The organism is Orbaceae bacterium BiB (assembly GCA_036251205.1).
GTDB classification, from domain to species: Bacteria; Pseudomonadota; Gammaproteobacteria; order Enterobacterales; family Orbaceae; genus Orbus; species Orbus mooreae.
In genome coordinates this window covers 2,883,699-2,906,624 of sequence record CP133958.1, presented here as the reverse complement: position 1 = coordinate 2,906,624, position 22,926 = coordinate 2,883,699, and the positions used below count along the sequence as shown (strand labels likewise).

Annotated in this window: 23 protein-coding genes; 13 read left to right on the top strand and 10 right to left on the bottom strand. The window is 35.8% G+C overall.

Going from position 1 to position 22,926, the window contains the following annotated elements; genetic code table 11:
* Positions 1 to 79: 79 nt before the first annotated feature.
* Positions 80 to 538: a hypothetical protein gene (locus RHO11_13860; protein ID WVD61531.1), complete on the bottom strand. Its 459-nt coding sequence runs from the start codon at positions 536 to 538 to the stop codon at positions 80 to 82.
* 351 nt (positions 539 to 889) lie between these two features.
* Here RHO11_13860 and RHO11_13855 point away from each other — a divergent pair, with 351 nt between their 5' ends.
* The 6 genes from RHO11_13855 (at position 890) to RHO11_13830 (ending at position 6,075) form a co-directional block, all read left to right on the top strand.
* Positions 890 to 1,531 (top strand): DUF421 domain-containing protein, encoded by a 642-nt coding sequence (locus tag RHO11_13855; protein WVD61530.1) that lies wholly within the window; start codon positions 890 to 892, stop codon positions 1,529 to 1,531.
* 9 nt (positions 1,532 to 1,540) lie between these two features.
* Entirely contained in the window at positions 1,541 to 2,080 is a 540-nt protein-coding gene (locus RHO11_13850; GenBank protein ID WVD61529.1) for a methylated-DNA--[protein]-cysteine S-methyltransferase, read from the top strand.
* Positions 2,081 to 2,289: 209 nt separating this feature from the next.
* Positions 2,290 to 3,702 carry an alkaline phosphatase gene (gene phoA, locus RHO11_13845; GenBank protein WVD61528.1) on the top strand — a complete coding sequence of 471 codons (1,413 nt, stop codon included), beginning with the start codon at positions 2,290 to 2,292 and terminating at the stop codon, positions 3,700 to 3,702.
* A gap of 368 nt (positions 3,703 to 4,070) precedes the next feature.
* Positions 4,071 to 4,406, top strand: a complete 336-nt coding sequence (locus tag RHO11_13840) for a hypothetical protein (GenBank protein WVD61527.1) — start codon at positions 4,071 to 4,073, stop codon at positions 4,404 to 4,406.
* Positions 4,378 to 5,214 (top strand): metallophosphoesterase, encoded by an 837-nt coding sequence (locus RHO11_13835; GenBank protein WVD61526.1) that lies wholly within the window; start codon positions 4,378 to 4,380, stop codon positions 5,212 to 5,214. Before RHO11_13840 ends, RHO11_13835 begins: the two co-directional genes overlap by 29 nt.
* Positions 5,215 to 5,526: 312 nt before the next feature.
* Positions 5,527 to 6,075, top strand: a complete 549-nt coding sequence (locus RHO11_13830; protein ID WVD61525.1) for a DUF1440 domain-containing protein — start codon at positions 5,527 to 5,529, stop codon at positions 6,073 to 6,075.
* A gap of 91 nt (positions 6,076 to 6,166) precedes the next feature.
* Here RHO11_13830 and RHO11_13825 read toward each other — a convergent pair whose 3' ends face one another.
* The 7 genes from RHO11_13825 to RHO11_13795 all read right to left on the bottom strand — a co-directional run bounded on the left by RHO11_13825 (position 6,167) and on the right by RHO11_13795 (position 12,824).
* The gene (locus RHO11_13825; protein ID WVD61524.1) at positions 6,167 to 6,556 is read right to left on the bottom strand and encodes a DUF305 domain-containing protein; all 390 of its coding nucleotides are present in this window, start codon (positions 6,554 to 6,556) and stop codon (positions 6,167 to 6,169) included.
* A 330-nt stretch (positions 6,557 to 6,886) separates the two neighbouring features.
* Complete coding sequence (locus RHO11_13820; protein WVD61523.1) at positions 6,887 to 7,939, bottom strand: hypothetical protein; 1,053 nt, start codon at positions 7,937 to 7,939, stop codon at positions 6,887 to 6,889.
* Positions 7,940 to 8,196: 257 nt separating this feature from the next.
* On the bottom strand, positions 8,197 to 9,165 hold the full coding sequence (rfaC, locus tag RHO11_13815) for a lipopolysaccharide heptosyltransferase RfaC (protein WVD61522.1): 969 nt from the start codon (positions 9,163 to 9,165) through the stop codon (positions 8,197 to 8,199).
* Positions 9,162 to 10,223, bottom strand: a complete 1,062-nt coding sequence (gene rfaF, locus RHO11_13810) for an ADP-heptose--LPS heptosyltransferase RfaF (protein ID WVD61521.1) — start codon at positions 10,221 to 10,223, stop codon at positions 9,162 to 9,164. The genes rfaC and rfaF overlap by 4 nt, the downstream gene beginning before the upstream one ends.
* Positions 10,224 to 10,256: 33 nt before the next feature.
* Positions 10,257 to 11,183 (bottom strand): ADP-glyceromanno-heptose 6-epimerase, encoded by a 927-nt coding sequence (gene rfaD, locus RHO11_13805; GenBank protein WVD61520.1) that lies wholly within the window; start codon positions 11,181 to 11,183, stop codon positions 10,257 to 10,259.
* Positions 11,184 to 11,322: 139 nt separating this feature from the next.
* Positions 11,323 to 12,093 carry a tRNA uridine 5-oxyacetic acid(34) methyltransferase CmoM gene (cmoM, locus tag RHO11_13800; GenBank protein ID WVD61519.1) on the bottom strand — a complete coding sequence of 257 codons (771 nt, stop codon included), beginning with the start codon at positions 12,091 to 12,093 and terminating at the stop codon, positions 11,323 to 11,325.
* 2 nt (positions 12,094 to 12,095) lie between these two features.
* Entirely contained in the window at positions 12,096 to 12,824 is a 729-nt protein-coding gene (locus RHO11_13795) for a 1-acylglycerol-3-phosphate O-acyltransferase (protein WVD61518.1), read from the bottom strand.
* A gap of 63 nt (positions 12,825 to 12,887) precedes the next feature.
* Between RHO11_13795 and mnmD the strand changes: the two genes are divergently transcribed.
* From mnmD to RHO11_13775, 4 genes are all read left to right on the top strand, one after another.
* Positions 12,888 to 13,604 (top strand): tRNA (5-methylaminomethyl-2-thiouridine)(34)-methyltransferase MnmD, encoded by a 717-nt coding sequence (gene mnmD, locus RHO11_13790; GenBank protein ID WVD61517.1) that lies wholly within the window; start codon positions 12,888 to 12,890, stop codon positions 13,602 to 13,604.
* 125 nt (positions 13,605 to 13,729) lie between these two features.
* Positions 13,730 to 14,677: a ribose-phosphate pyrophosphokinase gene (locus RHO11_13785; GenBank protein ID WVD61516.1), complete on the top strand. Its 948-nt coding sequence runs from the start codon at positions 13,730 to 13,732 to the stop codon at positions 14,675 to 14,677.
* Between the two features lie 61 nt (positions 14,678 to 14,738).
* Positions 14,739 to 15,326 (top strand): aminoacyl-tRNA hydrolase, encoded by a 588-nt coding sequence (pth, locus tag RHO11_13780; GenBank protein ID WVD62910.1) that lies wholly within the window; start codon positions 14,739 to 14,741, stop codon positions 15,324 to 15,326.
* Positions 15,327 to 15,616: 290 nt separating this feature from the next.
* Positions 15,617 to 16,189, top strand: a complete 573-nt coding sequence (locus RHO11_13775; GenBank protein ID WVD61515.1) for a MarR family transcriptional regulator — start codon at positions 15,617 to 15,619, stop codon at positions 16,187 to 16,189.
* A gap of 102 nt (positions 16,190 to 16,291) precedes the next feature.
* Here the strand turns inward: RHO11_13775 and uxuA are convergent, their stop codons facing one another.
* Together uxuA and RHO11_13765 are read right to left on the bottom strand one after the other, a co-directional pair.
* Positions 16,292 to 17,473 carry a mannonate dehydratase gene (gene uxuA, locus RHO11_13770; GenBank protein ID WVD61514.1) on the bottom strand — a complete coding sequence of 394 codons (1,182 nt, stop codon included), beginning with the start codon at positions 17,471 to 17,473 and terminating at the stop codon, positions 16,292 to 16,294.
* Between the two features lie 74 nt (positions 17,474 to 17,547).
* Entirely contained in the window at positions 17,548 to 18,309 is a 762-nt protein-coding gene (locus RHO11_13765; protein WVD61513.1) for a GntR family transcriptional regulator, read from the bottom strand.
* 276 nt (positions 18,310 to 18,585) lie between these two features.
* Between RHO11_13765 and RHO11_13760 the strand changes: the two genes are divergently transcribed.
* The 3 genes from RHO11_13760 (at position 18,586) to RHO11_13750 (ending at position 22,820) form a co-directional block, all read left to right on the top strand.
* Positions 18,586 to 20,055: a fructuronate reductase gene (locus RHO11_13760; protein WVD61512.1), complete on the top strand. Its 1,470-nt coding sequence runs from the start codon at positions 18,586 to 18,588 to the stop codon at positions 20,053 to 20,055.
* 15 nt (positions 20,056 to 20,070) lie between these two features.
* Positions 20,071 to 21,480 carry a glucuronate isomerase gene (gene uxaC, locus RHO11_13755; GenBank protein WVD61511.1) on the top strand — a complete coding sequence of 470 codons (1,410 nt, stop codon included), beginning with the start codon at positions 20,071 to 20,073 and terminating at the stop codon, positions 21,478 to 21,480.
* A gap of 68 nt (positions 21,481 to 21,548) precedes the next feature.
* Positions 21,549 to 22,820: an MFS transporter gene (locus tag RHO11_13750; GenBank protein WVD61510.1), complete on the top strand. Its 1,272-nt coding sequence runs from the start codon at positions 21,549 to 21,551 to the stop codon at positions 22,818 to 22,820.
* Positions 22,821 to 22,926: the final 106 nt, after the last annotated feature.

Below are 22,926 nucleotides of genomic sequence, written 5' to 3'. Positions count from 1 at the left end.
CCTCATCTAATATGAACTCATATTTTAACCACGATAAAAATAATATAAAATCAAAAAAATCACGAGATAATAATCTCTTTTAGTTTATCGTTATCATGCCATCTGTCGGTAAAATTACCAAAGATTCACACGCTGCTTTATGGCAACCAAAATACTTTATATCTGTTTTATATTGCCACACTCCAGTTGCACCACCATCAATAGTAAATCGCCATATTTTATTTTGGTACTTAAGCGTACCCGTAATTGAGCAAGGAATTTGGTAATATAGGCTATAAGGATAGTCACTATAATTTTCACTCAACTCAAAAAATTGTTTCACTTGTTGCTTATTAAGTTGCCAATGTTGACAAGCTTGATACATAGCACTATCAGTAATCATTGATAATTGATTTATATCGATAGTAACCGCATTCACTATCTCAATTTGTATCTCTGATGCTGATTGTTTAGATTGAGTATAAGTAGGATAACTACTCATCATCAAAATGATCATTATAATACTATACGGTTTTGCCCATCCTAATTGTAGTATCATTATATTCGTTATTACCTCTTCACTACTTCATAAACATAAAACGACAAACAAAGTATAATAGAGTCTCCACCTAATGACTTAATTATTCTATTATAATTCTCACCTATTTTGATAATTGATCGCCTTATCTCTCACATAAAAAATGACTCACGAATGTACATAATCATTTTTACAATAGGCTGTAAAAGGGATAAATATAGTATAATATAGATATGAGTTATGACACTAATTTAGTGCCATTTTGTAGATTTAAAATCATTAACTGAACGCAGTAATATAGAGATAATTAATACAGTAAATATTAGTAAATAATCCCGACTACATTTGAAAAATGGCACAAGGAATATATCCATGGACTCAATATATCTTAATATTATTATCAAAATGGCTGCGGCTTTTTGTATATTACTCATCTATATCAATCTTTCAGGCAAAGGATCCTTAGCACCAATATCGGCATTAGATCAGGTCGGGAATGTGGTATTAGGGGCAATTATTGGTGGACCCCTTTATAATCCGTCAATCAGTGTTTATCTATTAGTCAGTGCTGCAAGTGCTTGGGCTGGTCTATTATTACTTGTCCGTTATTTAACATTTAAACGTAATATGGTTAAAAATATTGTTGATGGCAACTCTATTCAGTTGATAAAAAATGGCCAATTACTATCAGATAATTTTAGTCAGGCAAAACTATCCGTACGTGATTTTATTATGCTGTTGCACCAACGCGGCTACCCAACACTTAATGATCTAAAAAATGTTTGGTTTGAGTATAATGGCCAAATGACGGTTGTTAAAAAAGGTGATACAGATATGGCAACAGTAGTGATTGAAAGTAGCAGTATTGCCGAAACTAACTTAGAAAACATTGGTTTTAATAAAGAGTGGTTAATCGAACAAATTACTCAGCAGGGGTATGAATTAGACGATATTTTTCTGGCAGAATGGCACGATAATAGACTTTGGATCTATCCTAAACAAAAAATGGAATAAGGAATTCTTATGTACTATTCAACACAATATTCATCCCCTGTTGGTTTAATTACGCTTGCTAGTTATAACGATCAATTAGTCGGTTTATGGCTAGAGGGGCAAAAATATTTTGCTGATACCATACCGAATAACTTAAAGGAACACCACAACCTAGCTATTTTTAACCTTACAAAACAGTGGTTAGACAACTATTTTGCGGGTAATAATCCATCGATTGATACCTTACCAATGGCGCCAATTGGCGGTGATTTTCGTCAGTGTGTTTGGCAAATTTTATGTGAAATTCCCTATGGCAGCGTCATCACCTACGGTGAAATTGCCAAAAAAGTAGCAGAAAGAATGCAAAAAAGCAGTATGTCTAGCCAAGCAGTTGGGGGGGCTGTGGGCCATAACCCAATTTCTATCATTATTCCTTGTCATCGTGTTGTCGGGGCAAATGGTAATTTAACAGGGTATGCAGGTGGTATTAATAAAAAAATTCAATTACTCGAACTTGAAGGTGCCAATCTAACCAATCTCTATATTCCTAAAACCAGTACTGCGCCTTAAAAGCAAAACGGACTTAACGCTATTGACGAAGGCTAATCTCGATTCGTCAATAGCGTATCAAGGTTGCAAACTTATCTCAATAAATCATCAGACTCTTTATCTATTTTCAAGCTAATATATCGCTATTCACTGTCATTTTGCTGTCACAAAAAGTATTTATACTGACGTCAATTTATCAGTCAATACATTAAATATTCGGAGCTATGATAATGAAAAAAATCTGTCAACTTATTCCAGTCCTTACAGCTAGTGCCTTTTTTTTCACTCCATTAGCAATGGCTAATGATGATTCACTATTAAAACGAGCTGCAATTGGTAATATACAAGAGTTTGGTGGAGCCAAACGATTATCTGAAGATCAAAGTCAATGGTTAAAAGAAGCTATCACTACGGGCAAAGTAAAAAATGTAATTTTATTAATTGGTGATGGAATGGGAGATTCAGAAATTACCGCAGCTCGTAATTATGTTAAGGGGGCGAGTGGTTATTTTGCAGGTTTAGATGCCCTACCGTTTACAGGATCATATACTCACTACTCCTTAGACAAAAAAACAAAACAACCTGATTACGTGACTGATTCAGCAGCCTCGGCAACAGCATGGACAACAGGTGTAAAAACTTATAATGGTGCACTGGGTGTCGATGTTAATGAACAACCACATATGACATTGCTCGAGCTAGCCAAAAAAGCAGGTAAAGCCACAGGGAATATTTCAACGGCTGAAATTCAAGACGCAACTCCTGCCGCGCTATACTCTCATGTCAATCATCGTAAGTGTTATGGACCTGATGCAACCAGTAAATTGTGCCCAACAATGGCTATTGAAAACGGGGGATTAGGATCGATTACCGAACAGTTATTAACAACTCGAGCCGATGTGACCTTAGGCGGCGGTGCATACACATTTAATGAATCAGCCAAAGCAGGAAAATGGCAGGGTAAAACTCTTGAGCAGCAAGCTAAAGATCTAGGTTATGTGATAGTTACCAATAATCAACAGCTAATGGACATTACAAAAGCCGACCAGCAAAAACCGCTGTTAGGTCTATTTGCCGATAAAAATATGCCAGTAAGATGGCAAGGACCAAAAGCGACCTACAAAGGTAGTGACGGTGAGGCAATTAAATGTGAAGTTAACAAAGCTCGTAACGACTCAGTGCCAACTCTGGCTGAAATGACACAAAAAGGGATTGAGTTATTGGATGTCAATAATAATGGTTTCTTTTTACAAGTTGAAGGAGCCTCAATTGATAAACAAGCGCATGAAGCCAACCCTTGTGCTCAATTTGGCGAAACCGTTGATTTAGATGAAGCGGTGCAAGTTGCACTTAAATTTGCTGAGAAAAATGGTGATACATTAGTGATTGTAACGGGAGATCATGCCCATGCAACCCAAATCATCCCTCATGATGCACAGGCTTATGGTTTAACCTTAAAAATGATCACCGCTGATAATTCACCAATGACAGTTAGCTACGCAACCAGTGATACAGAAAGTCAAAATCATACAGGGACACAAATTCGTATTGCGGCTTACGGTCCAAATGCAGCTAATGTCTCTGGACTATTAGATCAAACCGATCTATTTTTTATCATTCGTGACGCAATGGGAATTAAATAGCGATTAAATGATAAATATCATGTTGATGAGGTAAATAATTACGTTACTTCATCAGCCTGTTTATATAATAAATATCAAAAAATACCGTTCAATCAAGCTTTATGATCCCTTCTCGTTAACTTTACACCGAAAATACCTCTTTTATTACGAGTAATATCTAAGTTAATAGACCATGATTAACATAGTTAATTTAAAACATGCTACAAACAATCTCGTCATAACAAAATAAGCTTGTCTCCCCCCTTTTTAACTGCTCCTAGCAAACATTTTTATAACAATTATCATTTTGCACTGTTTAATAAAATTGTCATATTGTTTTGCCATAATGTTCTTGCTTTCTAGCATTTAAATTTAATTAAGAGGTGTATATGAATATAAATACGTTAAGTAAATGTACTTTATTAGCGCTGATAATTTCAACCACATCTGCTTATGCAGAAAAACTGACGATCGCAGTGATATCTGATACCCAAAATTATACTGATGTAACACTCCCACAACCACGAGGAGTCAATACGTTTATTCAACAAATGCAGTATTTAGCTGATAATAAAGAGAATAAAAACATCATATTTGCAACCCATGTTGGTGATGTCGTACAACATGGCGATGGGCAATTCCGTACAGGGATTGTTGGTAAATATACTCTCTGGAACACTCGTGTAGAGTGGGATTATGCTAACCTTGCCCTCTATTCTTGGTGATGCTGATATCCCTTTTGCCATGGTACCAGGTAATCATGATTATGATAATTATAACTGGTATAGTGATAATAATGGACCAGGTAGTAATCGCCCATTAAAAGGTGCAACAGTTTGGAATCAATATTTTGGTGCTAACTCTCACCATTTTGCGAATAAAAGTTGGTATCGCGGTGGTGGTGCTTATGGTAATGATATGAATAGTTTTCAAATTATTGATAAAGATGATTTTAAATTTCTCCACCTTGCTCTGGAGATGGAACCAACCACCGATGATTTACTATGGGCACAACGGGTACTGGACGGCAATCCAAATCTTCCTGTGATTATCACGACGCATGAATGGTTGGTACCATCATTAGACAAAAATAGTCCTTGGGCCAATGACTATGATGCTTACTTTAAAGGCACCTCTCATCTCTCTCCGGATAAGGTATGGGATCGTTTTGTTCGTAAAAATAAAAATATTTTTATGATATTAAGTGGGCATGCGTGGACGCCAACGGTTGAAGGCATATCAAATGGAGAAAATTTACGTATTGATAAAAATGATGATGGCTACCCTGTCTATCAATTATTACAAGACTACCAAGGTAATACGATTGGTCCTGATGGTAAACCAGGATCAGCTAATGGCGGCGGTGGTTGGTTACGTTTTATTGAATTTGATACTGAAGCTAAAAAAATCCATTTTTATACCTATTCAACTCTGCTTAACAAATATGCGGGGAAAAATGGTGAAAGAACATTTAATATTCCTGCTGAATACTCAGATTTTGAATTAGATTTTCCACCACAATTATTAAATTAATTAACGACGATAAGACGAATAATAAGTCAAATAACCATAGATAGAATAGATTAAAAACCTCAAATTAATTGAGTTTTTAATCTATAAAAAGTGATCACCAAAATAAGACAAATAACAACGCTCATTTAATAAGAAATCATAACGTTGAACAAATCATATTATAGATAGAGACATTGTCTAAAAACTATCTTAAATTAGACTTAAAACAATAACAGCAATAACTTTTTTCGGTTAGTGAAGCAAAATAACTACTGTTATTATAGTATACGGCAATATAATCCTAATACAGTATTTATTAATAAGGAGTCAGTTATGTTTGGAAATAAAGTCAATCGTCAGATTATTATCTGGACTACCATTATCGGTGGTTTTATTAGTGCTCTCGTTAAATGGGGTTCAGAAGTGAATATGCCCCCTCGAGTTGCAGGTGAGATATCGCCTCCAGCAGCACATATCGATTCTTGGTTAGGTTGGTTAGGAATTAACTCTCACTCGCTTGATTATGTCTACCAAGGTACTATCGTAAGTGGAGCCGTTACACTTTATCACTGGCTATTTAGTTTTGCTTTTGCTGGCGTCTATGTTGTTGGCGCTTACTACTGTAATAAAATTAGATTATGGTATGGTGCTCTATACGGTATTATCATTACTGTTGCGATGCATGGTTTTCTAATTCCATTATTAGGTTTCAGAAATCCAGTATATGACAATGGTGCGACAGGTTGGTTATGGAATCTTAATGGTTATGAATTATGGAGTGAAATCCTTGGTCACATCTATTGGGGTGTCTCAATTGAAATCTGTATGATTGCTGTACTTGCTCATTTTGGTCGTCCAATCCGTGGAGAATGGCGTAAATAATTAGTTTTGCGCAGACTTAACTAAAATCCCCCATAAGACTATTTATAACTATGGGGGATTGAATAATCTGATTAAAGATTACAAATGACACTTATTTAGCTTGATGCGTTTCAAGCCATTTTTTCATAAATTCAATCTCTTGTTCTTGTGCTTTAATAACCTGTTCAGCTAGCGCTCTAATTTCTGGATCCGTACCATATTTTAATTCAATTTTTGCCATATCAATTGCCCCTTGATGATGTGGAATCATACCGGCAACAAAAGCAACATCAGGATCAGTAGACATAACCCCATCCATCATTGGTTTATGCATATCATCCATTGCCTGCATATACTCTTGAGTCATTGGGTTAGTAATATTCGTATTAGTATTAGCATTGGTATTACTATCATGCATTGCATGTTCATCCATATTAGCAAATACACTATTCGCAGACAGAACTAACGCTGTCGAAAAAAGAGTGACCATTAGTTTTTTCATTGAAAAATTTCTTAGTTATAGAAATAAAGTTATTGAGAGAAAACTTACTCTCTATCTAGTATAACATAATAACTCTCTCAGATTTTCTAGTAAGTGAAAGAGGTTATTTTTTTGATAGCAAATCATTTAATAACACAGTTAAAAAATGGTTGGTAAATCGAGTTTTCCCCATTAAAAAGAAGATAAATATCAGTTGATGAGCCAACTCAGAAGTAAATAATTATTTTTCGTCAGGAAGATTGCATCTCCCTAATTAACATACATTATCACCTCTTTATTAAGATACTCGGACTTTTAAGTAATTACCTTTCAAAAATCAATCAACCTATTCTAATTATACACCTTGTTAACACTAAAATAGTAGGTAAGAGCTTTACGAACTAATTTTACAATCGCAATAATATTAATGATACAAAATGCCAAAGAGACAATCGTCATTAAAAACATCGCAAATGGCCTTAATTCATAACTATTCATACTCGAAGCGATAATAAAACTAATAATGAAATAGACACCATTACTCACAATAGCAAATCCGATCAAATATAAATAGGCTTTACCTACAGCTTTAAAGAGTAATTTTAAAGGAATAAGCGTAAATTCACGCTGAAAACAACGTTTAGCTGAAAAGAAAATAATCAAAAAATTAACTAAAATACATAAAAATGTCACTAGCGCTGGGACTATTAATAGCACGATCATCATTACATTAAATTCATCTATGATACTATAATTTAAAAAATCGCTGATAACATAAGGTAGTCTATCAAATAATAGAACCATTGAAGGAATACAAAAGATAACAGTGAATAAAGCAGCAAAGAGTGTCGAATGATTTTTCGGTAATAATGTATAATCCTGTTGTTTAGTACGTGTGGTAAATAAAACTAATTTTGCTACCCCTAAAAAAACCAATAGAGAGACAATATTAAAAATGATATGAATAACGTCATGAACGATTGCAAAATAGCTATATGAGAATTCCCATACCTCACGTAACCATCGATATAGCAATGAGTATCCTACAGTAAGAAGACTCATTATGAATATATTAACAATACACATCACTACAACTTTTAATACATTGAACCAAGTAAACTGATGAAATTTTTGCCCAATAAATACAATTAAAGAGAAGCAAAAATAGAACACAAAAAAATTAACCATTTGATTAATAATTCTATCACTCCACAAATTCATTAAATACCAATTAGCCCAATATTCACTAGTCGCATTACTGCTATATTGAAAGTAATAAAATATTGATAGCAATATATTAAAAACAACCATCGTAAAAGCAAAAACAGTGGGTAACTTAAAAAGTGATTGCGGTCTATTTTGGGTATCAATGACCTGATTAGATGACAACATACTATTATTCATTTATTTTAATATTCCTTAATTAAAAAAATTAAAAATTATATCGATTATCAAATTGTTAGCAATTAAATTGATAAAAATAGTATCAAAATTTAATACAGTAATTTATGTAATACCAATAAAAGTATATTGATAAAATACCGTTTTTCTAAACGAGGTGTGATGAATAAGCAAAAGAACATGAGAGATAAATAATAAAAGAAGATGACAACTAATTTAATCAGGATTAGTTGTCTAAATATAATAAAATGAATTAATAACTAGATTAATGGTAATAATTGCTTATAAACCATCGATGCTGAAATCGTATTCATACTTTTTTCAGGTGAAATTAGACTATTTTGATTACGTCCGTACCCACCAATTAACTGAGGATCAGTTGGACCATAGAGCGTAATATTTGGTCTATCGAGTGCCGCTGTTAAATGACTTAAGCCCGTATCGACAGATACCACCGCTTTTGCTCCTGCTAAAATAGTTGCAACTTCGGCCAATGATAATTTGGGTAAAACCTCAACATGAGAAAATCCATCAGCTAAGCGAACTGAACGCTCATACTCATGAAAGCTACCCCATGGCAATTTAATTTTATACCCCGTCGGCTCAATCAGTGTAATTAAATTTCGCCAAGCTTGCTCTGTCCAGTGCTTATCATCACGAGTGGTAGAGTGCAAAAAGACTAAGTATCGCCCATTATCATCTGGTAATGCCGATAAAAAATGTTTGGCGATTGCATAATCACCAGTTTCACTTGGCAGAGTATAACCTAAACTTTGAGCAAATAAACTTCGAATACGCTCCACAGCATGCAGCTCTTTAGCAACAAAGTGCTTTTGATCATAAAACCAACTGGCTATTGGTTCACGAGCACTTTTTCGGTCTAAACCATGCTTCGGACCACGTGCTTTACGCGTAATTAGAAAGGCACTTTTAATTAATCCCTGAGCATCAATAATACAATCATATTGTTGTAATTGGAGCTGTTTAATAAATTGTTTACGCTCTGCACGAATTGATTTGGCAAACCAATTCTTCCGCCAACGTCTAATCGCGACGGGAATCACGCGATCAACAGCAAAATGCCAGCTCGGTATTTGAGCAAAATTTTCTTCAACAACCCAATCAAATTTAATATCACCAATTGCGTTACAAGCATCAGTTAGTGCTGGCAAAGTATGCAAAACGTCACCCATTGATGACGTTTTAACAATTAAAACTCGTTTGGTCATGGTGCTTCCTTGCCAATACTCGTACGAACTCGTTCAAGCAATTTCATCAGCTTATCAAAAACCAGCTCAGGTTGAATATCAATCAAACTTTGATGATAGCCCTCTTCGGCATCGCCTTTACGAACTTTATGGTAACCCGTAATTAAACGAATAATTTCGGCTTTATTTGATAAAGGTGGCGTAAAATCAGGGCTACTAGGACCGTATAACGCAACAAGAGGTCGATCTAATGCAGCAGCAATATGCATTAAACCAGAATCATTAGACACCACAGCATTACAGCATGATAATAAATTAACCGCTTGTTCAAGAGAAGTTAAACCTGCTAAATTAAGGCATCTATCACCTAACGTCATTTGATTAATAATTGCATCACCAACGACTCGATCTTTCTGAGAACCAAAAATAATAATTTTAGCCTCTTGTTTCGCTAACATATCAGCCAATGCGGCATAATGGTAATCAGGCCAACGCTTAGCTGGACCAAACTCAGCACCAGGGCAAAATCCAATCAGCGGTTCAGCACCCGATAAGTTAAATTCAGAACGAGTAAGCAGCGCATCTTTTGCACTGACCACCAAATGAGGATAAAGTAGTGGCTTTGGTAGATCTTCGGCAGATCGTATATCACTCTTAGGATAGGCTAAAGCAATATAACGCTCAACCATCAGCGGAAATACTTGTTTATCTAACGTTCGAATATCATTAAGTAACCCATAACGCATCTCCCCTTTCCAACCAGTTCGTTTAGGGATCCCCGCAAAAAAGGGAATTAATGCTGATTTTAATGAGTTAGGTAAGACAATCGCCTGTTCATAATGCTTACTTTTTAACTGTTTACCAAGTTGATAGCGTTCTTTTAACGCCAAGCTACCATGACCAATAGGCATCGCAATAGCTTGATTAACTTCTGGCATTTTATTGAGTAATGCACGGCACCAAGCTGGTGCCATTACATCAATTTCGATCTGTGGATTATCTGCTTTAAGTGTACGATACAGGCTTTGTGACATCATCATATCACCCACCCAAGAAGGTCCAATAATTAACGTTTTCATAAAATCCTTACCGTTTACCATTAGCCCAAATGGTTATTTACTATTTAACCATTGCATATATTTTGTGGTACCTTCAGCAACCGTTTGAAACTCAATTGGGCAACCCGCTTTTCTAAAATTGGTTAAATCTGCTTGAGTAAACGTTTGATAACGCCCTTTTAAATGGTCAGGGAATGGAATATATTCAATTTCACCTTTTTGATGATAACCCAAAACAGCATCAGCAACAGCTTGGAATGATTCCGCACGCCCTGTACCACAGTTATAAATACCTGATTTATTATTTTTCCAGAACCATAAATTGACAGCAACAACATCATCAACATAGATAAAGTCACGTTTGAAAGTATCACTACCTACAAACAATTTTGGTTTATCACCTTGACTAATTTGACTATTTAGATGAAATGCGACACTTGCCATTGAACCTTTATGCTGTTCCCGTGGTCCATACACATTAAAATAGCGGAATCCACAGACTTGTGATTGTGCTTGAGGTAAAATTTCGCGGACATACTGATCAAACAAGAATTTTGAATAACCATAGACATTTAATGGTTTTTCATGCTGGCGATCTTCAATAAAGTTATCCGTTCTACCGCCATAAGTTGCCGCTGATGAAGCATAAAGAAAAGGGATTTTGAACTCTAAGCAATAATGAAGAAGATCTTTAGAGTAATTATAATTATTCTCCATCATAAATTTGCCGTCCCACTCAGTCGTAGAAGAACAAGCGCCTTGGTGAAAAATAACCTCAATATCCATATCTTCGCCAGCAACAATGTTAGCAATAAATTCGTCTTTATCCATATAATCAGCAATATCAAGATCAACAAGATTAGCGAATTTAGTACCGTCGGTTAGGTCATCAACGACTAAAATATCTTTATAGCCTTGTGCATTTAAGCCTTTCACAATATTACTGCCAATAAAACCCGCACTACCAGTTACTACTATCATATTACTTACCTTAAATTCTAATGATTCATTAGGGATATATCATACCCATTTATACAAAAATTTTCGAGTAATGATTTTTAATTCAGATAATCCTCGAGTACGAAAATAAGATTTATCTTAGTTATTCTTTTACTTTATCTCATAATTTAGCAACGACATGGATATACCTTGCTAAACTCAGGTAAGGCTCTTGCCGACAAAACTGTTTTTCCATCGCTAGTAATTCATCAAAGCGCGTTTGTTGTTTCTGTTTATCCACTAAATAATCGTGAAAAACGCGAATTCCGGTTTTTTGAGTAAGGGTAAAATCAAGATCAGCGAGCCACAAATAGACATCATTTGGATGACGAGGGTAATCAGGTGATAATGTTTTCTTTTTGCGTTTAGTCAGTCCCGCTTGTACATAACCAAAATTACCTAGCGTTACGGTTCTAAACAACAAACCATGGTAGTTATAAAACATTAAGGATAAGGTGCCCTGCGCTTTTAGTAGGCTTTTGAGTGAAGACAGTAGTTCTTGTGGTTCATGTACCCATTCCAACACCGCATGGCAAATTACGATATCAAATGTATGTTGTAAATCAGGAGCGAGTTGCTGTATCGGTGCATTGATATAGGTTAAGGTCAAATTATCTTTCTCAGCAGACTCCTTAGCGATATCTAACATCTGCTGTGAAATATCACAAATCGTAACTTGATGACCTAATTTAGCGAGTTTACAAGCAATTTGCCCCTGCCCACCACCGGCATCAAGAATAGTGAGTTTTTGCTCCTGAGGAAAATCATGCAAAATAGTGACAAGATCCTGCCAAACGATTTCTTCACGGATTTTCCCTTTGGTTGTGCCATAAATATTTTGCGCAAATTTGCCGGTGATATCATCAAAATTGCGATCTTTATTACTATTCATGCTCATTGGCTATTTAATCGCTTAACTTCTTCATCTAACTGTTTGATTTTATCATCCATCATTTGATAACAACGATCCATCAATCCTTTAGCATCTTCTTTTTGCATTCCTACCGTACTGATAGGCTCAAGCATCTCAACAATCATATAACCATTATTCCAACGGTTTAAGCGGATAGTATTAGTATTTGAGACACAAATTGGTACAATCGGTACACCAGCAGCAATGGCCGTTCTAAAGGCTCCCGTTTTAAATGGCAGTAATCCACGCCCCCGACTACGCGTACCTTCTGGGAACATCCAGACCGAAAGATCTTTCTTTTGAATTTCATTCACTACTTGACCTAACGTATCTCGCGCCTTAGATTTATTATCGCGATCGAGTAAGATATTGCCCGTTAGCCAATATAGAGGGCCAAAAAAAGGGACCCAGACTAAGCTTTTTTTACCAATCGTTACCGTACCATATTGCACTACTTGCCCAGCGACTAATATGTCATAATTATTTTGGTGATTGGCAATAAACACATGGCTACCCGAATTTTTGATTGTCGCACATTCACGTGTAATCACTTTAATACCAAACAGTGGCGTAAATACTCGACCAAAAATATGAGCGAATCGCGCCACATTTTTTGGATTACGTGGATTAAATAAACAAAAAATCACCCCAAACACACAGACTAAAATGGCTAGAATAGCACCAATAATGATTCTAAATAGAAAAAGCATAATTTACCTCTCAAATTATTGTAGAGTATTATATGCAACTATGTGAATTTGAGAAACAGATAAATGAATAGCAACAATATTGTTTGGAAAGACCATAGTACGCCAGTATCAGTTCATTTTGATGATGTATACTTTAATGACGATGGCGCGATTGCCGAGACAATGTATGTATTTATTGAAGGTAATAACCTTAATGAACGCTTCTTAGCGCATACTCAATCAGTATTTACAATTGGTGAAACGGGATTTGGATCTGGGCTCAATTTTTTAATTGTTTGGCAACAATTTATGCAATTTAGACAACAATACCCGAATCACATCTTAAAAAATTTACAGTTTGTGAGCTGTGAAAAATATCCGCTCACTTTAAATGAGCTTAAAGAAATTCACGAAACAATTCTTCGTGATACGCATTTATTAAATCTTGCTAAACAGCTCCAGAGCCGTTGGCCTAGCGCCAAAACATTATTTGGTGATGTTTCCCTCACTATATTATTTCTAGACATTCACCAATTTGCAAATACATTATCGTCGCTTAACATGATAATTGATGCGTGGTTTTTTGATGGTTTCTCACCTGCTAAAAATGCAGAGATGTGGTCAAGCGAATTATTTAGTTCCCTGTTTCCAATTACGGCCACTAATGGTACATTTGCCACATTTACAGCAGCAGGACAGGTAAAACGTAATTTGATCAATGCTGGATTCACGGTTAAAAAACGAACAGGTTATGGTAAAAAACGCGAGATGCTCATCGGCTATAAAAATAATCTTGAATAAAATTATTTTGTTATAATAAATTTCCACATTATAGTTGAGGAATATCCCTAATTAATTATATAATTGTAGCCCCGATTTAACTGATTACTAATAAGTAATCATTATACATGCTTGAGGTTTAACTCGTGCCTGACATGAAGCTTTTCGCTGGAAATGCAACACCCGAACTAGCAAAACATATTGCAAATCGCCTTTATACATCGCTTGGCGATATTGTAGTTAGTCGTTTTAGTGATGGAGAAGTCAACGTTCAAATCAATGAAAATGTCCGTGGTGAGGATGTTTTTATCATTCAATCAACATGTGCTCCAACTAATGATAATCTAATGGAACTACTGGTTATGATTGACGCGATGCGCCGAGCATCAGCGGGTCGTATTACAGCAGTAATTCCTTATTTTGGTTATGCAAGACAAGATCGTCGAGTACGTTCAGCTCGTGTACCAATTACGGCTAAAGTCGTCGCAGACTTTTTGTCAACAGTCGGAGTAGATAGAGTATTAACTGTAGATCTTCATGCTGAACAAATTCAAGGTTTCTTTGATGTTCCTGTTGATAACGTTTTTGGTAGCCCAATTATTTTAGAAGACATGCTACAGCAAAACTTTGAACACCCAATTGTTGTATCTCCAGATATTGGTGGTGTTGTTCGTGCTAGAGCGATCGCTAAATTACTTAACGATACCGATATGGCTATTATTGATAAACGTCGCCAACGCGCTAATGAAGCTGAAGTGATGAATATCATTGGTGATGTTGCCGGTCGTGACTGTATTTTAGTCGATGATATGATTGATACAGCAGGTACTTTATGTAAAGCGGCTGAAGCACTAAAAGCGCGTGGTGCTAAACGCGTATTTGCTTATGCAACTCATCCGATTTTCTCTGGTAAAGCAGTTGAGAATATCAAGCATTCAAAAATTGATGAAATTGTCGTATGTGATACTATTCCACTTACGCCGCAAGTTAGAGCCTTAAAAAATGTTCGCCAGCTAACATTATCAGGAATGCTTGCTGAAGCGATTAGACGAATCAGTAATGAAGAGTCTATTTCTGCTATGTTTCATTACTAATAGGTAAAATCACTAATTAAAAACCGATGGTATATTCATCGGTTTTTTAATAGCTTAAAATATTATGACGACAATAAAATTAATTGTTGGACTTGCCAACCCAGGTGCCGAATATGCAGCAACTCGCCATAATGCGGGAGCTTGGTATGTGGATCAACTTGCTGAACGTTTTAACCAATCACTTAAAAATGAAGCAAAATTTTTTGGTTATACAGCCCGAATCAATATTGATGGACAAGATATTCGTTTATTAGTACCTACAACCTTTATGAATTTAAGTGGCAAAGCCGTGCAAGCGATGGCAACCTTTTATCAAATCAAGCCAGAAGAAATTTTGGTCGCTCATGATGAACTAGATCTTAATCCTGGCATCGCTAAACTTAAATTAGGTGGTAGTCATGGCGGGCATAATGGTTTAAAAGATATCATTAGCAAATTAGGAAATAACGCCAATTTTTATCGATTACGTATTGGTATTGGTCATCCCGGCGATAAAAGTAAAGTTGTCGGATTTGTACTCAATAAACCGTCTCAATCAGAACAAATATTAATTGCTCAAGCTATTGATGAATCTGTTCGCTGTACTGAACTCTTTGTAAAAGAGGGTTTGAATATTGCAATGAACCGACTACATAGTTTTAAAGCCTAATCATACAAATTTCGTCATACACTTTGTAAAATCAATACATTTAAACGTACTGTAACAATACCTCTATCTGTGTTTCTCACTCTCATTACTAAAAAATAGTCTCATTATTAAGGCTATTTTTACCAATTAAATCAAATGGTTAATTTATTCTATAGGAAAATGTAATAGCTAAAACCTTATTGAAAAAGTAATTAGGTACCTAAATATATTGCAATTTAATAAATTACTATTATACTAGCATTTAGTTCGGTACCTAATTAAATAACCATATCAATTATTATAGGAATATTATGCAAAACAAACTCAATATTATAGATAACTTACATTATAGCTTTAATCTACTTCGTCGTAATAAGCATCAAAATAAAGATTCAGTACGAGGCAAGGGACGCCTATTTGCGCTATTACAAGAGCATCAACAAAATGGAATAACGCAACGTGAATTGGCCGAAAAATTAGATGTTAAGCCATCATCGATGAGTGAATTAGTCCAAAAATTGGAACATCGTGGTTTTATTACTAAAACTCAAGATGAAAATGATAAACGATCATTTAAGATTTTTTTAACTGAAGCGGGTAGTGAGAAAATCGAAGCGTCAAAATTAGAAAAATCACGTTTTATCAATGATGTTTTCAACGATTTTAATGAAACAGAGATTGATAATTTATCTAATTTACTTGAAAAGTTAACCTCATCACTAAAATTATTTTCTGAACAAGATGAAGAGTCTGAGTCTTGTAGACATAAACGATGCGATGAAAATAAACGGGGTCATCACCATCGTCATGGTAAGCATCATCACCATAAACGTGCTCATAGACATGACAATGAACAGCAAGATATCAATAAGAGTGATGAATAAAAATAATGTAAAACATGGTAGTTGAATAATAAGGCGCTGATTAAAATGATTGATATTGCCAGCAAAATACTCAGCAATATCAATCACACAAAATAGAGTTACCTATTCAAAAAAGGCCTTACGAATAGCGTACTCTACACCACGAATTTCAGCTAAACCACGCAGACGACCAATTGCAGAATAACCTGGATTCGTCTTTTTCTTCAAATCATCAAGCATTTGATGACCGTGATCCGGACGGACTGGAATTGCGCGCTTTATACCTAGTTTTTTACGGCGCTCTTCCTCAGTAACTAGCGCTTTGATAACCGCATACATATCAACGTCACCAGCTAAGTGATCACCTTCATGGAATGATAGTGGATTACCTTCACGCACGGTTGCACGTAAGTGTACAAAGTGAACTCGGTCAGAAAACTTAGCTGCCATTGTAGCTAAATCATTATCTTCGCGAACACCATAAGATCCGGTACAGAAACAAAAACCATTATGAATACTATCCACAGTCTCTTTAAGCCACTGCATATCATCAATTGTTGAGACAATACGTGGTAAACCTAAAATTGGACGCGGTGGATCATCAGGGTGAACACTTAACACAACCCCGACTTCTTCTGCAACTTTAACGATCGCCTTCAAAAAATAAGCAAAATTTTCACGTAGTTTCGCTTTATTAATTCCATCATAAGTCGCTAAATGATCTCTAAATTGGGCTAATGTATAGCCTTCTTCAGCACCTGGTAAACCCGCTATAATATTTTTTACTAATCGATCTTTTTGCTCCTGACTTGCTGTTTCATAATATTTTTTTGCTTCTGCAATATCGGATGCCGAATAATCTTTTTCCGCATTAGGTCGTTGTAAAATAAAAATATCAAAAGCAGCAAACTCGATTTGATCAAAGCGTAACGCTCTTGAGCCGTCTGGTAATTCATAAGATAGGTCAGTTCGAGTCCAATCAAGCACTGGCATAAAGTTATAACAAACGGTATCAATACCACAAGCAGCTAGATTACGGATGGATTGTTGATAGTTAGCGATATGTTTATCGTAATTACCTGAATGAGTTTTGATCTCTTCATGAACCGGAATACTTTCAACAACAGACCATGTTAGACCTTTATCTTCAATGATTTTTTTACGTTTTTGAATCTCTTCAATTGGCCAAACCTCACCATTTGGAATATGGTGAAGCGCAGTCACAATTCCTGTGGCTCCAGATTGTCGTATATCATCTAATGATACGGGATCATTAGGCCCGAACCAACGCATTGTTTGTTCCATATAAATCTCCTTTATGTAACGCTTGTGTTGTTATAAATATTGAAGACAAACAATGCTAAGATTATTGCTACAATCTATCGGCTAACAATAGCAACTGGGATAGATTCAAATAAATAACCATCAAAGTCAGGATCTTCACTATCAGAAACAGTCATCAAAGTCTGTTTCACATTTTCCAAATGCTGCCACATTGCTTGGCGAGCGGCAGCGGGATCTTTAATTTGTAACGCCTGTAATATTTTTTCATGATCATCGAGCCATTTTTTACGATAGCTATGATCTTGAATTCGACTATGCAATTTATCCCACATTTTACTGGCATGACGCTTCTGCCATAAATCATTTAATAAATTTTCAAGTACGCTATTTTTTGTCGCTTTAGCAATCGCTATATGGAACATTTCATCAGCATGATAATCACTTAAAATATTTTCAGCTAAATCGCGACGCTCTTGTTCTAACATTGCCCTTAACTGCACAATATCCGATTTCACGATCTGTGAAGCAGCAAAAGCGGCAATATTACTTTCAATCAGTTGTCTTGCTTGTAATAGTTCAAAAGGACCAAAATCTTCTTCTTCTAATTTTTTATCACTTTCCGATAATTCATCTGTTGGCAAAGCAACAACATAAACACCAGAACCTTTTTTCACATCAACAAGATTTTCAAGCTCTAACATAATTAATGCTTCTCGAACGACAGTTCGACTCACACTATATGTTTCTGCGATATCTCTCTCTGGCGGCAACCGATCACCAACCTTATAAGTACCACTTTTGAGTAAAAACTTTAACTGGTTGCCAATTTCTTGATACAGCCGATTTGACGGTAACATTGCAATAACCTTTTATAAAAATTAACTAATTTATTAGTAATTATACGCGAATTATTTCATCTTACAGCGCTTTTTATAACTTTCTATCTTATTATTTGAAAATTGGCATACCAATATTTAATGTCATAACATGAGCAATGTCAAAATTTAAATATAAATAAACCAATTTACGTGATCCAAGTCACACATTATAAAAAAATAAGATGAATATTTATCATATAAATGAAAATATGTTCAACCACATAATCCAATGATTTTAAATATACGGTGATATCTATGTTAAATATGTCAAATTTACCCCCATACGTAAAAAATACCCCAGATTATGATAGAACAGCGATGAAAGCGCGCATTGTTCATCTTGGATTTGGCGCTTTTCACCGTGCTCATCAAGCACTTTTTACCGATCGACTATTAAAAACGGGTAAAAGTGATTGGGCGATTTGTGAGGTTAATATTGTCGGCGGTGAACAATTAATAGAAGATATTCGTAAACAAAATCATCTTTATACTGTTTTAGAAAAAGGTGCGACTAGCCAAGAAGCCTTTATTATTGGTAGTGTAAAAGAGTCTTTACTCGCCCCTACAGATGGCATTGAAACTATTTTACAAAAAATGGCTGATCCGATTGTTGAAATTGTTTCATTAACCGTTACAGAAAAAGGCTACTGCATTTTACCTGGTGGTGCGGGTTTAGATCTCAATAATGCATTAATTAAAGCTGATCTTGCTAATCCAACTCAACCACAATCAGCACCTGGGGTTATTGTTGAAGCTCTCGCACGCAGAATGGCGAAAGGAGTTCCATCATTTACAGCACTTTCATGTGATAACATTCCTGAAAATGGCTTAATGCTTAAAATGGCTATTTTGGGCTTAGCACAAGCTCGGGATAAAAAATTAGCCGAGTGGATCGAAAATAATACGACTTTCCCTTGTACGATGGTCGATCGTATTGTTCCAGCAGCAACCAATGAAACTCTTGATGAAATTCAGCAAGTTTTAGGTGGCATGTATGATCCTTGTGGTATTGCTTGTGAACCTTTTATTCAGTGGGTTATTGAGGATAACTTTGTCACAGGTAGACCCAATTGGAATGAAGTCGGAGCTGAATTTGTAAGCGATGTTGTGCCATATGAAGAGATGAAACTACGTATGCTAAATGGTAGTCACTCGTTTCTAGCCTACCTTGGCTACCTAGCTGGTTACCAACATATCAATGATTGTATGGCTGATGAATACTATCGAAAAGCAACCGCACAGCTCATGATGAAGCAACAAGCCCCAACATTACATGTACCAGGTCATGTAAATCTACAGCAATATGCCGACAAATTAATTGAGCGTTTTACGAATCCTTCATTAAAACACAAGACTTGGCAAATCGCGATGGACGGGACACAGAAATTACCACAGCGTATGCTAGATTCCATCCGTTTCCATATCAAAAATGGCTCTGATTACTCATTATTAGCGCTAGGTGTTGCAGGATGGATGCGTTATGTGGGTGGCATCGACGATTCAGGGCAAACAATTGATGTCAGGGATCCAATGGCTGAACAGCTAAAAAATATTGTTAGCACAACTAAAGATGGTCAAGAACGCGTTGATAATTTATTAGCATTAACAACGGTTTTTGGTGCCGATTTACCTAATAATCCACAATTTAAACAGACCGTTGCAGCGCATTACCTCTCTTTAATGAAACATGGTGCTAAACAAACCGTAAAAAATATAATTGCCTAATACTGGAATATAACAATGAAAAAATTTTTAGATGATAACTTTTTATTGCAAACCAATGCAGCACAACGTCTCTATTTCGATTATGCAGAGCAGCAACCAATATATGATTATCACTGCCACTTACCAACAAAAGATATTGCCGAAAATAAAAATTTTCGCAATTTAGCCGAGATTTGGTTAGCGGGTGATCATTATAAATGGCGAGTATTGAGAACCGCTGGCGTTGATGAAAAATTCATTACGGGTAATGCATCTGATTATGAAAAATATCAAGTATGGGCTAAAACGGTTCCCCTAACATTAGGTAATCCAATCTATCATTGGACTCACTTAGAGTTACGTAGACCTTTTGGCATTAAAGATACGTTATTTAATCCTGATTCAGCAGAGAAAATTTGGCATCAAGCTAACGAATTATTAGCGACACCAGAATTTTCAACTCGTGGCATTCTCAATCAGATGAATGTTAAAGCAGTTGGTACCACAGATGATCCGATTGACTCTTTAGAATATCACCAACAAATTGCAGCAGATCCAAGCTGTAAAACACGTGTTCGACCAAGTTGGCGACCAGATAAAGTTTTTAAAATTGAACTATCAGGATTTGTCGATTATATCAAGCAATTAGGTCAAGTTACTGACTGTGAGATCAACTCCTTCGAAAAATTATTATCAGCTTTAACCAAACGACTCGACCATTTTGAACAACATGGCTGCGAAGCTTCAGATCATGGTATCGAAATATTACGTTATGCCGATATCCCATCAGAAAAACGACTTAATGAAATATTCACAAAACGCATGAGTGGCGAACCGTTAAGTGAGCTTGAAATAGCGCAATTCAGTACCGCTGTATTAGTTTGGTTGGGACGTGAATATCATCAGCGTAAATGGGTTATGCAATTACATTTAGGGGCAATTCGTAACAATAATAAACGTATGTTTAAACTACTTGGTGCTGATAGCGGATTTGACTCTATTGGTGATAGACCAATTGCAGAACCGCTATCATCATTACTCGGTACACTTGATGCCAACGATGAACTGCCTAAAACTATTTTGTATTGCTTAAATCCTAGAGATAACGAAGTCTTAGCAACCATGATTGGTAATTTCCAAGGTTCAGGTATTGCAGGGAAAATTCAATTTGGTTCAGGCTGGTGGTTTAACGATCAAAAAGATGGTATGGAGCGCCAAATTATGCAGCTATCACAAATGGGAATGTTAAGCCTATTTGTTGGCATGCTAACCGATTCAAGAAGCTTTCTATCCTTCACAAGACATGAATATTTCCGTCGAATTATCTGCAATATGGTCGGTAATTGGATGGAAAATGGTGAGCTCCCTCACGACTTTGATCTAGTGGGCAAAATGATTAGCGACATCTGTTATAACAATGCCGAAAAGTATTTTGCAAAATCATAAGAACGACTAACACCAGATTAATAGTTGATTGAAATTATTTTCAATATAAACATAAAGGAACGAAAAATATGAAGAAAATTAAAAATTTTAGGTGGTATATGATACTACTCGTTTGTGCGATAACTATCATAAACTATCTAGATCGGACGGCGCTAGGTGTTGCAGCCCCGACCATTATGGAAAGCACGGGAATCACGAATGAACAATATTCATGGATTGTTAGTGCATTCCAATTAGCTTATACAATTGGTCAACCAATTATGGGGTTCTTTATTGATACTATTGGGTTAAGATTTGGTTTTGCCATTTGTGCAATGATTTGGGGGCTTGCAACAATGGGGCACGCACTCACTGGTACATGGCAAGGTTTAGCATTTATGCGTGGAATCATGGGCTTTAGTGAAGCTTCAGCAATACCCGCTGGAGTAAAAACAGCCTCCACTTGGTTTCCAGCTAAAGAGAGAGGGATCGCAACAGGTGTATTTAATATGGGAACCTCTTTTGGAGCCATGTTAGCACCACCACTGATTGCCTGGTGTATTATGTTTCATAGCTGGCAGTTCGCATTTGTTGTATCTGGTGGACTTGCACTTTTAGCAGCGATTGCATGGTTAATATTTTATCGCGATCCTAAAGACTCAAAACGTGTTTCAGCTGAAGAGCTCAACTATATTGAATCAGGACAAGAAAAGTTTTTACAAGTTAAAGAGAAAACTTCAATTTTAAAAATTTTATCGCAACGTAACTTTTGGGGAATTGGTATTGCACGTTTTCTTGCCGATCCTGCATGGGGAACGATCAGCTTTTGGATCCCGATCTTCTTTGTACAAACGCTAAACTTTAGTTTGAAAGAGATTGCAATGTTTGTTTGGCTACCGTTTTTAATGGCTGATTTAGGCTGTCTAGCGAGTGGCTTTGTTGCTAAATTCTTTAACGAACGTGGCTTTACATTGATTAATTCGCGAAGAATTACATTTACTATTGGCGCAATTATTATGACAACAATCGGTTTAGTTAGTATTGTTGATAATCCTTATATTGCGGTATTCTTAATTAGCTTAGGAGGCTTTGCCCATCAATTACTTTCGACCGTTGCTGCTACTTTAGGTGCTGATTTATTTAAGAAAAATGAAGTCGCAACAGTTGTTGGTATGGCGGGTGCATGTGCGTGGACTGGACAACTTATTTTTAACCTATTTATTGGTGCATTCGTTGGTGTTATTGGTTTTGGTCCGTTCTTTATCGCCTTAGCTATCTTTGACATAATTGGTGCATGTGCATTATGGTTCTTTATTAAAGAGAAAAAAGCACCAGAACAGTCATCAATCATCACAAATTAAAACTATAATTAAATTATCATAAATCTTAGAGCATCGTTGATGCTCTTTTTTTATGTTATTTTTAGTAAAAATGTTCACTACCTCTCAATATTAAACTTTAGTCATT

Bases quoted from the DNA above. Each gene is read 5' to 3' on its own strand.
- RHO11_13860 (WVD61531.1), bottom strand. From the start codon at position 538: ATGATACTACAATTAGGATGGGCAAAACCGTATAGTATTATAATGATC.
- RHO11_13855 (WVD61530.1), top strand. From the start codon at position 890: ATGGACTCAATATATCTTAATATTATTATCAAAATGGCTGCGGCTTTT.
- RHO11_13850 (WVD61529.1), top strand. From the start codon at position 1,541: ATGTACTATTCAACACAATATTCATCCCCTGTTGGTTTAATTACGCTT.
- phoA (WVD61528.1), top strand. From the start codon at position 2,290: ATGAAAAAAATCTGTCAACTTATTCCAGTCCTTACAGCTAGTGCCTTT.
- RHO11_13840 (WVD61527.1), top strand. From the start codon at position 4,071: ATGAATATAAATACGTTAAGTAAATGTACTTTATTAGCGCTGATAATT.
- RHO11_13835 (WVD61526.1), top strand. From the start codon at position 4,378: ATGCTAACCTTGCCCTCTATTCTTGGTGATGCTGATATCCCTTTTGCC.
- RHO11_13830 (WVD61525.1), top strand. From the start codon at position 5,527: ATGTTTGGAAATAAAGTCAATCGTCAGATTATTATCTGGACTACCATT.
- RHO11_13825 (WVD61524.1), bottom strand. From the start codon at position 6,556: ATGAAAAAACTAATGGTCACTCTTTTTTCGACAGCGTTAGTTCTGTCT.
- RHO11_13820 (WVD61523.1), bottom strand. From the start codon at position 7,939: ATGAATAATAGTATGTTGTCATCTAATCAGGTCATTGATACCCAAAAT.
- rfaC (WVD61522.1), bottom strand. From the start codon at position 9,165: ATGACCAAACGAGTTTTAATTGTTAAAACGTCATCAATGGGTGACGTT.
- rfaF (WVD61521.1), bottom strand. From the start codon at position 10,223: ATGAAAACGTTAATTATTGGACCTTCTTGGGTGGGTGATATGATGATG.
- rfaD (WVD61520.1), bottom strand. From the start codon at position 11,183: ATGATAGTAGTAACTGGTAGTGCGGGTTTTATTGGCAGTAATATTGTG.
- cmoM (WVD61519.1), bottom strand. From the start codon at position 12,093: ATGAATAGTAATAAAGATCGCAATTTTGATGATATCACCGGCAAATTT.
- RHO11_13795 (WVD61518.1), bottom strand. From the start codon at position 12,824: ATGCTTTTTCTATTTAGAATCATTATTGGTGCTATTCTAGCCATTTTA.
- mnmD (WVD61517.1), top strand. From the start codon at position 12,888: ATGAATAGCAACAATATTGTTTGGAAAGACCATAGTACGCCAGTATCA.
- RHO11_13775 (WVD61515.1), top strand. From the start codon at position 15,617: ATGCAAAACAAACTCAATATTATAGATAACTTACATTATAGCTTTAAT.
- uxuA (WVD61514.1), bottom strand. From the start codon at position 17,473: ATGGAACAAACAATGCGTTGGTTCGGGCCTAATGATCCCGTATCATTA.
- RHO11_13765 (WVD61513.1), bottom strand. From the start codon at position 18,309: ATGTTACCGTCAAATCGGCTGTATCAAGAAATTGGCAACCAGTTAAAG.
- RHO11_13760 (WVD61512.1), top strand. From the start codon at position 18,586: ATGTTAAATATGTCAAATTTACCCCCATACGTAAAAAATACCCCAGAT.
- uxaC (WVD61511.1), top strand. From the start codon at position 20,071: ATGAAAAAATTTTTAGATGATAACTTTTTATTGCAAACCAATGCAGCA.
- RHO11_13750 (WVD61510.1), top strand. From the start codon at position 21,549: ATGAAGAAAATTAAAAATTTTAGGTGGTATATGATACTACTCGTTTGT.